Origin of the sequence: Bartonella sp. AA1HLJMS (genome assembly GCF_042197445.1) — a bacterium.
GTDB lineage: Bacteria > Pseudomonadota > Alphaproteobacteria > Rhizobiales > Rhizobiaceae > Bartonella.
In genome coordinates this window covers 59592-74965 of sequence record NZ_JBHIRW010000009.1, presented here as the reverse complement: position 1 = coordinate 74965, position 15374 = coordinate 59592, and the positions used below count along the sequence as shown (strand labels likewise).

Sequence of the window (15374 nt, the reverse complement as noted above, 5' to 3'; positions counted from 1 at the left end):
TCTTACAGAAAAAAGGTTGGGTTTACAGACGAGCAGCAGGTGGAAATTTGCTTCCTTATCAAGACAAAATCCAAAAGCAACTTATGGATTGTCCAACCATCACGCTTCAAACCGCAAGTGGAATAGAAAAAGTCATTCCTTGCGCAAAAATCACAGCAAAAGGAATTGGTGTGCTGTCTCAAGAGCTTAAAAGACAAAGCATGCATTAATTAAGGAATGCAATAATGGAAAAGAAATACGAATTTACTAATAAAATCGATATGATTTATTTGCGTCAATTTTCAAACTTTTTAATTGACAAAATAATATCAGTATGTCTATTGTCGAATCAGGTGCTTGAAAAACACCTTAAATGCATAGCGGATGAATTGCCGAAACAGTTTATTTTCCGCACATTAAAGGCTTTGACTCGTTGTATGTTACACGCATATAATGATCTTGTCGGGTGTAGTTACGCTATACAATACTCTTTATGGGGAAAGCGTAACGACGGACTATGCACCGTGTTTTTCAGCACCCGGCATCCTTTATTGGATGTCAATGAAAAACATCTAACTGCATAGGAGTTCATTATGAACACTCTTATTAAAATTACAGAACAAACAATTGATCAGGAAACAGTTCAAACTGTTAATGCGCGTGACTTGCATACATTTTTGGAAAGCAAACAAGATTTCTCTACTTGGATAAAAAAACGCATCATTGCTTATTCTTTTCTTGAAAGGCAAGATTTTATTCGCTTCCACAAAAAAATGGAAGCAAACAATGCTATAGCAGTAGAATATCATCTCACCTTAGATATGGCGAAAGAGCTTTCCATGGTTGAACGTAATAAGAAAGGACGACAGGCACGTCGTTACTTTATTGAGTGTGAGAAAAAACTAAGAAACCAATCTGTTGATTATGATCGTGATACACGCTTTGATTTGCCAAGCTATTGGGAGGGAATGAACGCTGGTGAAAAAGTTTTATATCTTTTAGGTCCAATTCATGTGCGTCTTCTTGATGCCTTCAGAGTAGATGAAGAAAACAGAAAATATAAAGCTCTCATTAAAGAAGCAAAACAAGTCTTAGAAAGATCTGTCGTAAAAGCTGCTTAGTTTAAAATATGATTTCATTTCCTCGTCTTTTTAGACGGGGAGGTGGTCAATATCACACAGTCTCTAGAAACAGGATTGTAACAACCAACCAACTTTTTAACACAAGCGTGATTCACGCCACGGGGGAATTGCGCTCAAATAGGAGGAAATCAAGATGAGTGAACTAAGTACCACACAAACGGAATTAGTGGAAAAAATGAACGATTGTGAAATCAAACCTACAGCTATGGAGCTTATTTTAGAAAGAGCTTTAGAAAATGATGTCGATATGGATCGTCTCAAGCGTCTTCTTGAATTGCGAGAACAAGAGATAAAACGACAAGAGCGTCAAAACTTTGTCCGTGATCTTTCTGCTATGCAAATGGAATACAAAGATATCGAACAAAACGCCATTAATACACATACTAAAAGCCTCTATACCACGCTTGATAAATATATTGATTCAATCAAAGAAACTCTTGCAACACATCACTTTGCCTTGTTCTCTCGTATCAAAGAGCAGAGTTCAGACAACGTAACCGTAGAAATGACTTTAAAGCATATATCAGGCAATGAAATATCAACAGAAGGAACATTTCCTTTTGACGCTACAGGGAGCAAAAAATCTAACAGATATGTCTTATAAACAAGCTCAAATCGCTTTGTTTTCTTTGAAAAAAAAGCAACGTTCACAAATGAAAAAAGCACAACAAGAGCAATTAGATGCACCTATACAAGATATTGAATATGCACCAACTCAACAACAAACGGCGGTGTGAGATGGAGCAAAGAACAGCAGAATGGTTTCAAGCGCGCTTGGGTAAAGTCACTGCTTCAAACGTTTACAACGTACTCAGTAAGACAGCAAAAGGTTTGCCTACCAGCAAATATGAAGACTACAAAACGAAACTCATGACAGAACGCTTAATAGAGGGAATAAGCCAATCTTATACAACACCTGCTATGCAATGGGGCATTGAACATGAAGAGAATACCTTAAGAGAATATGAATTCATTTATGACGCAGAAGTCACAAGATGCGGTTTTATTTCACACCCAAAAATGGAAATGGCTGGTGCAAGTCCTGATGGGTTCATTGGAGAGGACGGTTTAATCGAAGTCAAATGTCCACAATCAACGACTCATCTTCGTTTTTTTATTTATGACGAAATCAAGCCTGAATATATCGCACAAATGCAATTCCAAATGGCTTGTACAGGACGAAAGTGGTGTGATTTCATGAGCTATAATCCAAACTTTGTAGGCAAATCTACTGGTTTGAGAATGAAAGTCAAACGCGTCCTCCGTGATGAGAAATACATTGAAGAGATTAATAAAGCTGTCGAAATCTTTTTAGGGGAAATAGAACAAGAGATGCAAAAGATTTTGACAAAAGCTGCTTAAACCTATGGGGGTGCTCTTTCTCCTCCCAGCACCCCCACCCATTTAATTAATATAAAAAAGAGAAAGGTAATGAGATGATATTTGATGATGGAGATAGATATGTAACGACACGTGAGTGTGCACAGCTTTTTAGTGTATCCACAACAACGATTCGCAATTGGGTGCTTCAGGGGTTGTTTCCGGAGCCATATAAGCTAGAGAGAGCAGTGAGGTGGAGAAAAAAAGAGATCTTAGCCTTCATTCCAAAGAAAAATAAGGAGCAAATAAGAACAAATTAGATAAAATTATATAAGCTGTAGAAGGTTGTCTAAAAGGTGGTCTGAAAATGGTTATTTAAAGAAAAAATCTATATATTTCAATATGCTAAAAAACAAAAAGTGGTGCCCAGACGCGGATTCGAACCACGGACACGCGGATTTTCAGTCCGCTGCTCTACCAACTGAGCTATCTGGGCATGCTTCATAAAAAATATAAAGCGTTTGCGGTTATAACATTAAAATTTTCTCTGTCCAGTCATCAAAAGAAAAATAATTGATTTTTTAATAAATTTATCTCCCTATTCTAGAGCGTTATCAATGAATCTTTATCATAAAATAAATTTGATAGGTATATTGGACACTTTAGTGTATTGTTATTAGAATGCTGTCTTATCGTGGTGGTAATACGAAAAAAATTAAAAGAATCAATCGAGAAAAATGATTAAGAAAGATTTTTTTATAAAGTTTCCCTAAATTTTAAGCATACGAAATAATAGACAACATTTTTGACTTTTTTCTAAAAAGATTATTGATTAGTCTTTATAATAATTTGTTTTTCTTTATAAAGAAAGAGAAACATCTAAAAGGGGAGAAATAATGATAATGTTACAAAAACCAAGTAATCGTCCCAATAATACTAATTTTTCTTCAGGTCCTTGTAGCAAACGGCCTGGTTGGACTCTTGATGTTCTTAAAAATGCATTAGTTGGGCGTTCACATAGATCTAGAGAAGCAGAATTAAAACTTGCTGAAGTTGTTAATTTAACCCGTGAGATTCTTGAGGTTCCTTCTGATCATCGTATAGGAATTATGCCAGGATCAGATACCGGTGCTGTTGAGGCTGCTCTATGGTCTCTATTAGGTGAGCGTGGCATTGATATGGCAGCGTGGGAAAGTTTTGGGTTTGGGTGGAATAAAGATGTTGTCGAGCAATTAAAGCTTTCTGATGTGCGTCGTTTTGAAGCTCCTTATGGTGAAATACCAGATTTAACACAACTTGACTTTGATCGGGATGTTGTTTTTACATGGAATGGGACAACTTCTGGTGTGCGTATTCCTAATGCGGATTTCATTCCGCATAAGCGGGCTGGATTGACCATTTGTGATGCAACATCGGCAGCTTTTGCGCAATATCTTGATTTTTCAAAATTAGATGTTGTTACTTTTTCATGGCAGAAAGTTTTGGGAGGCGAGGCTGCACATGGTATGGTGATTTTAAGTCCTCGTGCTGTTGAGAGGCTTGAGAATCATGTTCCAGCTTGGCCTATGCCTCAACTTTTCTATATGACAAAAAATGGAAAATTGAACGAAGATATTTTTAAAGGAAAGATCATCAATACACCTTCTATGCTTTGTGTTGAGGATTTCCTTGATGGGTTGAAGTGGGCAAAATCTCTAGGAGGTGCAGCGGCATTAAGAGCACGGGTTGAGAAAAATTTTTCTGTACTTGATGCTTTTGTTCGCAAAACGCCATGGTTAGAATATTTGGCAAAAGATCCTGAAGTGCGTTCTAACACCTCTATTTGTTTAGATATTGTGGATCCAGTGATTACTGCTTTGGATACGGAAAGGCGAGTATCTTTTATAAAAGCGGTTGTGAAGCGTCTTGATGAGGAAGGGGTTGCTTATGATATCGGTTCGTATCGCGATGCTCCTCCTGGGCTTCGAATTTGGGCGGGTATAACAATTGAGGCTTCCGATCTTGAAATTTTAACACAATGGCTTGAGTGGGCGTTCCAAGTTGAAAAAGCACAGCTTTAAATAATTACTGGTGATTTTCAAAACGTGTTTTTAAACAAAAAAGGATACGAGAGATTATGATGATCTTTCGTATTCTTGTATCAGACAAACAGCCTCTAAATATTACATGAATTGTAAAAGATTAAGACGGGGAATGAATGCTTTGTCAGGTGTTGGATACGCACAAATTAAAATCTCTAATGTTTTTACTTTTTGTAGCGAAAATGACAGATTTAAAATATTTGGGTATTTGCTTATCTTTATTATCATAAATTTGAAAATTTAATCACTTGAAGATTGAGAAAAATCTGAAATGAGGAGTCGCACTTGCTCTAAGGTTTCGTTATAAAGAAGAGTTTGTTTTTGAATGCTGGTTTTTTTGACCAAACACGACGGAGAAAGTTATGGCCAATGTAGTTGTTGTCGGTACACAATGGGGTGATGAAGGCAAAGGTAAAATTGTAGATTGGTTGTCTGAGCGAGCAGATATCGTGGTGAGATATCAGGGGGGGCATAATGCTGGCCATACATTGGTTGTTGATGGAGTCAGTTATAAATTATCACTTTTACCGTCTGGTTTAGTGCGTGGCAAGTTATCAATTATTGGTAATGGTGTTGTTGTTGACCCTCATCATTTTGTTGCAGAAGTAAAAAAACTATGTAATCAGGGTGTAAAAATCACACCAGAAATTTTGCGTATTGCTGAAAATGCTCCTTTGATTCTTTCTTTGCATCGTGATCTTGATGCAATTCGAGAAAGCGGTTTATCTGGTTTAAAGATTGGTACAACAAAGCGTGGTATTGGACCGGCTTATGAAGATAAGGTGGGACGTCGTGCTATCCGAGTGATGGATTTAGCAGAAAAAGATACACTTATGGCTAAGATTGAGCGGCTTTTGAGGCATCATAATGCTTTGCGTCGTGGGATGGGTGTTTCAGAGATTGATTCTCGAGCACTTTATGATGAATTGATGCAAGTTGCGGATAAAATTTTGCCCTTTATGGATTGTACGTGGCGTCTTTTAGATGAAGGTTATCGAGGAGGGAAACACATTCTTTTTGAAGGTGCGCAAGGTGCTTTATTAGATAATGATTTTGGAACTTATCCTTATGTAACGTCATCTAATACAGTTGCTGGGCAAGCATGTACAGGTTCGGGGATGGGACCTGATGCAATTCATTATGTTTTGGGTATTGCAAAAGCTTATACTACACGCGTTGGAGAAGGGCCGTTCCCGACAGAGCAGATAAATGATATTGGTGAATTTCTAGGAGTGCGTGGACATGAATTTGGTGTTGTAACGGGTCGAAAGCGTCGATGTGGTTGGTTTGATGCTGTCTTAGTACGTCAGATGGTAACAATTTGCGGTGTTCAAGGTATAGCATTGACAAAACTTGATGTTTTAGATGGTTTGGATGAAATAAAAATTTGTATTGGTTATGAGCTTGATGGTAAAAGGATTGATTATTTACCTTCTTCCATGGGAGCTCAGGATCGGGTGAAGCCTATTTATGCAACATTAGAAGGTTGGAAGGAAGAAACAGCACATGCATTGAGGTGGGAAGATTTACCAGTGCAGGCTATTAAATATATACGCTATATTGAAGAACTGATTAATACAAAAGTGGCTTTATTATCCACAAGTCCAGAGCGTGAAGATACTATTCTTATTACGGATCCCTTTGTTAATTGATTATTGTTTTTAGATTTCTATATATGCTCTCTGTTCGTTTTTGTATCTTTTTACAAAAAAGTTTTTAAGAGCACGTAAAAGAAAGGTGCAAAATAGCATTGTTTATTTTTCATATTCATTTTACATTATTGCAATAGTTGTACCAATATTAAATGGCAACCAATTTAGAAGGCTAAAATAAAGTTTTTTGGCTTTACTATTGATTTTTTCTCAGTTTAAGAGAGATTATAGAGGAAATGGTAGATTTCGTTGGAATCTTAAAAAAGACAATTAATGCACAAAATAATATTACACCACAAGTGCGTAAGCGGATTTATAAGCGGGCTACCGAAACACTAGAACATCAATTTGTAACAGCAAAAATACCACAAGCAATAGCGGATGAACAAAGAAAGATTCTTCAAAGTTCTATTGCAACTGTTGAAGGAGAATATTTAGCAGTTGAAAAGAAACGGCTTTCTTCAGTTATTGGGTGGAATCCCACAAATATAAATGAAGATAAGAAATATACAAAAAAAACTATATTACCAAAAAATAATGAATTGTCAGAGGTAAACATAAAAAGAAAGCAAGATTTTGTTACACGTTCAAAGGATAACAAGGTATTTGTTGAGCTTTGTGTATCAGATATACCAGATGCAGAGCCTGTTAATATGGAGACTGATGTGCCTTCTCAGCATGTTAATAGCAGTGTGTTAAAGATTTCTCCTTCGCAGGAAGATAATCCGCATATTGTTTCGCACATTTTTTCTCAGGCTTTACGTCGTGCTAATAAATCGTTAGTGCAAAGGCGTATTGTGATAAGTGCTGTTTCTGTTGTTAGTTTTGTTGTTTTACTTGTTGGTATTTTTTTTGTTGGTGAGCGTGTATTTGTATCAAATGATCATCAGTTTTTAGAAGAAAATCTTCAAGCTTCTCACAGAGTACCAAAGGCATTTCCAATTAAGAGAAAGTTAACACAACGCTTATTAGAGGATGGAAGTGAAATTGATGTTGGTTTAAAACAAGCGATAGATTCTTCGGATGAAGAAGTACTCTCAACAGTTGTTGATAGCAATTTGCAATCGCTTGAAAAATCAGGTGAAGCTGTTTTCTATCAAGCACGTACAAATTATGATGCAGAAAAGATAGCAACGGGAAGTGCTCGCTGGACGCTTATAAAAGAGTCTCAAGTGAAGGGGGCTCCAGAAGAAACAACTATACAAGGTGATATAACAATTCCTGATGAAGGGGTATCATTACGGTTAATTTTACGTCGTAATACCGATCAGTCATTTCCTGCTGCATATATTATGGACCTTGTTTTTATTCTTTCTGATAAATTTTCAGGTAAAGCTATAAGCAATGTTCAAGCATTAACCTTTAAAGCAAGTGAACAATCCATTGGACAGGCTTTAACAAGAACCATTGCTGCAAAGATTAACGATGACTTTTTTCTTGTCGCATTGAGTGGAAATCATCCATTTCTTGATCGAAATTTACAATTGATGCGAGAATTAGATTGGATGCGTTTGGTGTTAACGGATAAAAACGGGCGTATAAGTGAATTAACCTTTGCAAAAGGACCAACAGGTAAGTCTATTTTTAATGAAGTTATTGGACAATGGCTTGCACAACAAGATAAGTTAACAGTTCTTGGTCAAAAAAATAAAACATAGATGCAAAAAAATAAACGACTGTGAAGAATTTTCTACGACCGTCTTTATCAATTATATACCACATACATTCACTAAATCTTTACATATCAATAACTTAAAGAATTCGATAGACCAATTTACAAGTATAAAGCCAAGGCATGCTTTTTTTCATTTTCACATTTAAAGAATGTGCAAACCATTGGCTTTATACTTAACTCTAGGTTTTATACTTGACTTTGAGATAAAGTAGAATCTTTGATAGAGTTTTGCACTTTTTCAAATGCACGCATTTCAATTTGTCTTACTCGTTCTCGACTAATATTAAATTCACCAGAGAGTTCTTCTAGGGTTAGTGGTACATCGTTTAAACGACGCGCTTTAAATATACGCTTTTCGCGTTCATTGAGATTGTCCATGGCATTTATGAGCATGGAACGGCGATTTTCTAATTCACTTTTTTCAATTAAAATTTGTTCTTGATCGTTAGATTCATCCACCAACCAATCTTGCAACTCACTGTTTTCCCCTTCTTTTGTTCGAATTGGTGCGTTGAGTGAAGTGTCACCACCAAGCCTACGATTCATTGATACAACTTCATCTTCTGTGACATTCAACTGGGTTGCAATTTCTTTCACTTGTTCTGCATTGAGATCACCACTATCAAGTGCTTGAAGTTTACTTTTTAACTTACGAAGGTTGAAAAACAAGCGCTTTTGATTAGCTGTTGTCCCCATTTTCACCAAACTCCAAGAGCGCAATACATATTCTTGGATTGACGCTTTAATCCACCATATTGCATAGGTTGCAAGACGAAAACCCCGCTCTGGTTCGAAACGTTTAACAGCTTGCATGAGTCCAACATTGCCTTCTGAAATGACTTCCCCAATGGGAAGTCCGTAGCCCCGATATCCCATCGCGATTTTAGCTACGAGACGCAAATGGCTGGTTACTAGCCTATGCGCAGCTTTTAGATCATTATGCTCACGGTAACGCTGAGCTAACATATACTCTTCTTTTGGCTCAAGCATTGGAAAACGACGCACTTCTTCCAAGTAACGGTTTAAACCACCATCACCTGTCATTACTGATAATAAATTCATATGGGCCATATAGCACCCTCCTTTTGTCTGAATTCCCTGATAAGGCAAATTCTATGTTTTAGATAGCTAACTATCCTCATAACCTCACTTTAGCATATTTTTCAATTTTGTTCAAAAAAAGATATTTTATTGTGAAATCTTGAGAAGGGGAAAAGTTTCAATTCATTTTTTTAAAAAGCTCAATAAGTTTAGCCATATCTTGAGGCAGTGGTGCGGAAAACGACATAACTTTACCGGTAGAAGGATGTTCAAAAGTAAGACTTGCAGCATGGAGTGCATGTCGGTTGAATTGATCGATTGCATTTCTAATAGTGGGGTTGAATATGTTTGATTTTGTTTTAAAAGCGTTTCCATAAACTGTATCGCCTATGAGTGGATGCCCTATATGAGTCATATGAACACGGATTTGATGGGTGCGTCCAGTTTCCAAGCGACATTCCAGAAGGCTAGCAAAAGATGTTGAGTCTGCATGAGAGCCATATTTTTCAAGCAGAGAAACATGTGTAACAGCATGACGAGCATAAGGGGTTTGGTTATGGATGACAGCTTGCTTTGTCCGGTTATAGGGCGAACGGCCAAGTGATGCATCAATTGTCCAGACATTGCGCTGAGGTGTTCCCCAAATCAAGGCATGGTAGCGTCGATCTAATGCGCAGGTACGTCCATGATCAGAAAATTGAGCACTGAGACTTTTATGAGCTAGATCGTTTTTTGCAACAACCATAACACCGCTTGTATTTTTATCAAGACGATGGACAATACCAGGGCGTTTAACACCACCTATACCAGATAAACTATTCCCACAGTGGTAAATAAGGGCATTAACCAATGTACCGGTCCAATTTCCATTCCCAGGATGAACAACAAGACCAGCTGGTTTGTTAATAACAATGATATGATCATCTTCAAAAAGAATGTCCAATGCAATGGCTTCAGCGCTAGGTTCTGCATCACGAAGGTCCGGCATTTCCAATTCAATTATTTGGTTAGGTTTTAATTTTGTTTTTGGTTCCTTTATGAATTGACCATCAATTTTAAGACAGCCTTCACGGATGAGGGTTTGCAAACGCGAACGTGAGAGCACATCATGATATTGTTTTGCGAGCCACTGATCAAGACGTTGCCCAAGAGCACCTTCATCCGTTATTTTCTGTATTACCATACGATTCCTATTAAGTTTTTAATAAGATTTTACCAGTACGAAATTGCTTTACTATCGAGAAATTCTTTAATTCCCCAATGTCCTCCTTCACGAGCGCGCCCAGAAAATTTTACACCTCCAAAGTAGCTTCCACTGGGTAATCCATGTCCATTAACTTCTACCATACCAGAGCGTACTTGTTCCGCAATACGACGACATTTGTTGCGATCTTGCGATTGAATATAGTTTGTAAGACCATACTCAGTCTCATTCGCTAAAGCGACGGCTTCTTCTTCTGTACTAAAAGAAAGAATCGAGAGAACTGGACCAAAGATTTCTTCTTTAAAAATACGCATATGAGGTTTTACATCAGCAAAGACTGTTGGACGGACATAATAACCGCGTTCCATTCCTTTTGGTAAACCAGTCCCGCCTGCAACAAGAGTTGCACCTTCATCAATTCCCGATTGGATAAGATCTTGAATTTTATCATATTGTTTTTTTGAAACAACGGGCCCAATATGATTTCCTTCTTGGCAGTTTGGTCCTACTTTTGTTGTTTCTGCAATATCTTTGGCTATTTTCACGGCTTTGTCATAGATGCTCTGTTCCACAAGCATACGAGTCGGTGCATTACAACTTTGTCCACTATTATAAAAGCAATGTCGTGCACCACGTTGAACAGCATCTGAGTCGGCATCAGCAAAGATAATATTCGCTCCTTTTCCCCCAAGTTCCAGACAGACTCTTTTTAAAGTAGCGCTGGCATTTTTAGAAATATCTTTTCCTGCTCTAGTTGAACCAGTAAAGCTGATCATTTCTAAATCTGGATGTGCAGAGAGGTAAGAGCCGACAGTCGCACCATCACCATTGATTAAATTAAAAACACCGGCTGGAAGTGCGGCTTCATCTAAAAATTCAGCAAAAAGCATAGCAGAAAGAGGCGCAATTTCAGAGGGCTTTAACACCATGGTACAGCCAGCCAAGAGAGCAGGAATAACTTTAAGAGTTACTTGATTCATGGGCCAATTCCATGGCGTAATTAATCCTACGACGCCGATAGGATCGTAGTGAAGGATTGCTTGCTCATTTCCCTTTATTAAAGTTTCTTGGAACGAAAACTCTTTATAAGCTTCGATAAAATTGCGAATATGGGAACTTCCTGTTGCAGTTTGCGCATTAAGCGCCATATCAATCGGTGCTCCCATTTCCATTGAAATGGTTTTTGCCATGTCTTTGGAACGTTTTTCGTAGATCTCTAGAATTTTTTCAACAAATCCAAGACGCTCATTTGGTGACGTTGTTTTCCATTTTTGAAACGCTTCTTTAGCCGCATTAATTGCTTTATCGGCATCTTTTGTACTTCCAAGGCTAATGACAGCACAAGCCTCCTCTGTTGATGGATTAATGACGTCAAAATCGTGAGGAGTGCTTGGCTCATCCCATAGACCATTGATATAAAATTTCCGTTTATTAAACATAATTCACTCCCTTTTTTCTATTTGTATTTATGTAATTATGATTGTCTTAGTCTAAGCCTTTTTAAACGAGGATAACAAGGATAATCTTATAAAAACGTGAGGAATTAGATTATATCGTGATAATTGAGCATGGAGAATTCAATAGAGCAATGCTTATTGTATTATTGAGACTAGTTTCTTTTATGAAAAGGGAGAGAAAGAGAGGCATAGACAATTTTCTTGAAGCTTTTTTATCATGAAGTTTTCTTCAAAACAAATGAAATACGAGCTCTATGACACCATAAACTGAGTAATTTATATCGTAAATATGCAAAAGGCAGATTATGAATATGCATTATGGCATTATTTTTTTCATTAAAAAGTAACCATCAGCAAAAGGTTATTAACCTTCGTATGATAGTTTCTACGAATTCTTTTTGAAAAGGTTATTTTTCTCATTGCTATAAATTTGTTGGGTGCCATGCATAATTCGAAAACAAAATCTATTTCTACGTCTTCTTTTTCTGATGATAGTACGGAAGGTGCATCAAGAGAAGATTTATCTGTTAAGATTACTGAGATATTTCCTTATCCGGAAGTGTGGAAAAAGGCATTTGCTCTCGGAAAAAACGTCCGTTTCACGAGAACCCCAGAAGTTGAGATTTTGCGTCGTCGTATAGAAACAGATCCAGTTTTTGCAAAACAGTTTAAAATTTTTACGAAGCAAGATCAAAAAAAAATTACAGATACAGATATTGTACGTTGTAACAAGAAAACAACAAATATTCTTTCGACAAAAAAAGTCATTAATCCTCAATCAATAGAGAATAAAACATCAGTTTGTCATTCAACGGTTTTGAAGCAGTTGTCACGTCAAACTACTCGTATGCCGTCAGCAAATATTCCACTTGAGGAGGATAAACAAGAACATAAATTACAAGTGGAAAATGTGCTACAAAAAATAAAACCTGCGTTGCATCTTTCTGATGATGCATTTTTTGAGTGTGAATCTTTGATATTTGAACATGTGGAGACTCAAATATCAAAAGAGGATGGAACATCAATTGACACGACAAATGAAATTACACCGGATATTCCCACAGCCTTTGATGAGTCAATAACTGCTCTTTACCGTGTTCTTGAATACCGCTTTCCACAACTCTATGATTCAATTACATCAGAATCTCCAGCGGAAAGGATGCGAGGTGTTGAGAAAATTTCTGATTTAATGCATACAAATAATGATACTACTAAAGAGTGTCATTCTAAGCTTTCTGTTGAAGATTCTGCTCATACGTTAAGTAATACAGGGGCGTTAAGTGATGCAGGGGCTAGTATAGAGACTGAAAATACCAATAATATTGTCGCCAATAATACTGTTGATTGTATAAACAAAGCCGTCAAAAAGAATTCAAAAGATTTTTCTGTGATGCAAGCAAACAGTAAAACTAAAACATTGCAATCTACTCGTATGCCATTAGGTAATTATGATTCTGCTTTTATGCAAAATATTCAATCTATTGACTGTGATGTTTATGAATTTCCTCCGATCAACTTATTACAGGAACCTGTTTTTCATGAAGGTACGATGATTCCTCAAGAAACATTAGAACGTGGTGCTGGACTTTTAGAAAGTGTTTTGGAAGATTTTGGCATTAAGGGTGAAGTTATCCATGTTCATCCAGGGCCAGTGGTAACAATGTATGAATTTGAACCCGCTGCGGGTGTAAAATCATCACGCGTTATTAATCTTTCTGATGATATTGCGCGTTCTATGTCTGCTATTTCTACACGCGTTGCTGTAATTCCTGGACGGAATGTTATCGGGATTGAGTTACCCAATGCGGTTCGTGAAACCGTTTATTTACGGGAATTAATCCAAACACGTTCTTTTCGTGAAAGTGAATTTAAACTTGCTCTTGCTTTGGGGAAGGGGATTAATGGTGAACCGGTCATTGCAGAATTAGCAAAAATGCCTCATTTATTGGTTGCAGGAACAACAGGATCAGGCAAGTCTGTTGCAATTAATACAATGATTTTGTCGATTCTTTATCGTATGACACCAAAGCAGTGTCGTTTGATCATGGTTGATCCTAAAATGTTAGAGCTCTCTGTTTATGATGGCATTCCACATCTTTTAACACCCGTTGTCACAGATCCCAAAAAAGCAGTAACAGCTTTAAAATGGGCGGTTCGTGAAATGGAAGAGCGTTATCGCAAAATGGCTAAGTTGGGTGTGCGTAATATTGATGGTTTTAATGCACGCGTTGCACTTGCCGCTCAAAAAGGCGAAACGATCATGTGTACTGTTCAGTCGGGTTTTGATAAGGAAACAGGGGAAATGCTTTATCATGAAGAAGCCATGGATCTCACGCAGCTTCCTTATATTGTTGTGATTGTTGATGAGATGGCTGATCTTATGATGGTGGCAGGGAAAGAGATAGAGAATGCCATTCAGCGCTTAGCGCAAATGGCGCGTGCGGCAGGTATTCATCTTATTATGGCAACGCAACGTCCTTCTGTTGATGTTATCACAGGTACAATTAAAGCGAACTTTCCTACCCGCATTTCTTTTCAAGTAACATCAAAAATTGATAGTCGTACGATCTTGGGTGAACAAGGTGCTGAAACGCTTTTAGGTCAGGGGGATATGCTTCATATGGCTGGTGGTGGACGCATTGTGCGCGTTCATGGACCTTTTGTTTCTGATGAAGAAGTTGAATCCATCGTTGCACATCTAAAAATGCAAGGTAAACCTGATTATTTAGCAACGGTAACAGATAATGAAGACGATAACAAAGAGGATACTTCTGCTGATTCAGCTGCTGGAAATTCTGAGGAAGAAAATTTTGATGAAGAGGGTGAGGAACTTTATAACCAAGCTGTAAAAATTGTTATGCGTGATAAAAAATGTTCAACATCTTATATTCAGCGCCGACTTTCAATCGGCTATAATAAAGCAGCTTCTCTCGTCGAGCGGATGGAAGAAAAAGGCATTGTTGGAGCCGCTAATCATGTTGGAAAACGTGAAATTCTACTCAATGAAGGAAAATAAACAAACACATTTAAAAATATGCAATTTTTTAAATATCTGACAGTCATTATTTAAATGTGCTTGTTTTATTTTTTATATAATATTAAAAATTTAAATGGAGAGTAATAAAGAAAAAGCGATCTTTTGTATTAAGACTTCTGATAAGGTAAACAAGCTGATATCAAAGGAGATTATGAGATATTTTTAACATTTCTAAATGATCTGGAATATAAAGAAATTAAACAAATCTTTATATGAGGACAGATGATTTGTGTTCTCTTTTTTACAGAGAAATTTTTTAATAAAATAGTGCGGTGGCATATTTTTTGTTTTTTCTTTTGTAGCGATTCTAATGAAAGAAAGATCTTTGGGAGATTATTGAGAGCATCATAAGAAAAATGCCCAATATGCAAGTTCTGTTGCATAGGATACTTTAAAGCGTCACGCTGAATTTATTATCATTTGATATTATTGGCTCAAGAAAGATGTTCTTACGAGAAGCTTTATTTGAAAAAGAGATTTTTATAATGCAGTATATTGATTTATAGTAATTTATCATTATTCACAGTGAATAAAAGTCTCAAACATTGTAAGATTTTCTCATTTCAAATCTGTTTCTGTTGAAACAATTAAAAACATTTTCTTGCGTATCATAATAATGTACGAGTAAAAAAGTTAAAAAATAAAAAGGCTTCTTATGAACGCCTTCAAATGCCGAGAACTATTGGTAACATTAGGGGCTGAAATTAGTATAATGATGGTGCTAACAAGCTCTTTTATAAGCATAAAAATGGTAGTGCACAATGCCTTGATATCCTCTATAGGGAC

General features: G+C 36.9%; 13 protein-coding genes and 1 tRNA gene. 10 read left to right on the top strand and 4 right to left on the bottom strand.

Annotation, left to right across the window (positions count from 1 at the left end; all coding sequences use genetic code 11):
* The 6 genes from ACFIQE_RS04345 to ACFIQE_RS04320 all read left to right on the top strand — a co-directional run.
* A partial coding sequence (locus ACFIQE_RS04345) for a phage antirepressor KilAC domain-containing protein (protein ID WP_375707305.1) occupies positions 1-209 on the top strand: 209 nt, incomplete at its 5' end.
* Between the two features lie 363 nt (positions 210-572).
* On the top strand, positions 573-1100 hold the full coding sequence (locus ACFIQE_RS04340) for an antA/AntB antirepressor family protein (protein ID WP_375630457.1): 528 nt from the start codon (positions 573-575) through the stop codon (positions 1098-1100).
* Between the two features lie 154 nt (positions 1101-1254).
* The gene (locus tag ACFIQE_RS04335; protein WP_375707304.1) at positions 1255-1725 is read left to right on the top strand and encodes an ERF family protein; all 471 of its coding nucleotides are present in this window, start codon (positions 1255-1257) and stop codon (positions 1723-1725) included.
* On the top strand, positions 1715-1858 hold the full coding sequence (locus tag ACFIQE_RS04330) for a hypothetical protein (protein ID WP_375707303.1): 144 nt from the start codon (positions 1715-1717) through the stop codon (positions 1856-1858). Before ACFIQE_RS04335 ends, ACFIQE_RS04330 begins: the two co-directional genes overlap by 11 nt.
* Position 1859: 1 nt before the next feature.
* On the top strand, positions 1860-2483 hold the full coding sequence (locus ACFIQE_RS04325; protein ID WP_375707302.1) for a lambda exonuclease family protein: 624 nt from the start codon (positions 1860-1862) through the stop codon (positions 2481-2483).
* Positions 2484-2557: 74 nt separating this feature from the next.
* The gene (locus ACFIQE_RS04320) at positions 2558-2761 is read left to right on the top strand and encodes a helix-turn-helix transcriptional regulator (protein ID WP_375707301.1); all 204 of its coding nucleotides are present in this window, start codon (positions 2558-2560) and stop codon (positions 2759-2761) included.
* Between the two features lie 100 nt (positions 2762-2861).
* On the opposite strand, the gene ACFIQE_RS04315 is transcribed toward ACFIQE_RS04320, so the two are convergent.
* A tRNA-Phe gene (locus tag ACFIQE_RS04315) sits at positions 2862-2937 on the bottom strand.
* A 400-nt stretch (positions 2938-3337) separates the two neighbouring features.
* Here ACFIQE_RS04315 and ACFIQE_RS04310 point away from each other — a divergent pair.
* The 3 genes from ACFIQE_RS04310 to ACFIQE_RS04300 all read left to right on the top strand — a co-directional run bounded on the left by ACFIQE_RS04310 (position 3338) and on the right by ACFIQE_RS04300 (position 7832).
* A complete protein-coding gene (locus tag ACFIQE_RS04310; RefSeq protein WP_375621125.1) occupies positions 3338-4501 on the top strand; it encodes a phosphoserine transaminase in 1164 nt (387 codons plus the stop codon).
* Between the two features lie 383 nt (positions 4502-4884).
* Positions 4885-6174, top strand: coding sequence for an adenylosuccinate synthase (locus ACFIQE_RS04305; protein WP_375612054.1), 1290 nt, complete (start codon positions 4885-4887; stop codon positions 6172-6174).
* Between the two features lie 236 nt (positions 6175-6410).
* On the top strand, positions 6411-7832 hold the full coding sequence (locus tag ACFIQE_RS04300) for a hypothetical protein (protein ID WP_375621123.1): 1422 nt from the start codon (positions 6411-6413) through the stop codon (positions 7830-7832).
* A 203-nt stretch (positions 7833-8035) separates the two neighbouring features.
* Here ACFIQE_RS04300 and rpoH read toward each other — a convergent pair whose 3' ends face one another.
* The 3 genes from rpoH to ACFIQE_RS04285 all read right to left on the bottom strand — a co-directional run bounded on the left by rpoH (position 8036) and on the right by ACFIQE_RS04285 (position 11533).
* On the bottom strand, positions 8036-8920 hold the full coding sequence (gene rpoH, locus ACFIQE_RS04295; protein ID WP_375618560.1) for an RNA polymerase sigma factor RpoH: 885 nt from the start codon (positions 8918-8920) through the stop codon (positions 8036-8038).
* A 148-nt stretch (positions 8921-9068) separates the two neighbouring features.
* Positions 9069-10073, bottom strand: coding sequence for an RluA family pseudouridine synthase (locus ACFIQE_RS04290; protein WP_375707300.1), 1005 nt, complete (start codon positions 10071-10073; stop codon positions 9069-9071).
* 29 nt (positions 10074-10102) lie between these two features.
* Positions 10103-11533 carry an aldehyde dehydrogenase family protein gene (locus ACFIQE_RS04285; RefSeq protein WP_375621120.1) on the bottom strand — a complete coding sequence of 477 codons (1431 nt, stop codon included), beginning with the start codon at positions 11531-11533 and terminating at the stop codon, positions 10103-10105.
* Between the two features lie 460 nt (positions 11534-11993).
* Here ACFIQE_RS04285 and ACFIQE_RS04280 point away from each other — a divergent pair, with 460 nt between their 5' ends.
* Positions 11994-14567, top strand: a complete 2574-nt coding sequence (locus tag ACFIQE_RS04280) for a DNA translocase FtsK (protein ID WP_375707299.1) — start codon at positions 11994-11996, stop codon at positions 14565-14567.
* Positions 14568-15374: the final 807 nt, after the last annotated feature.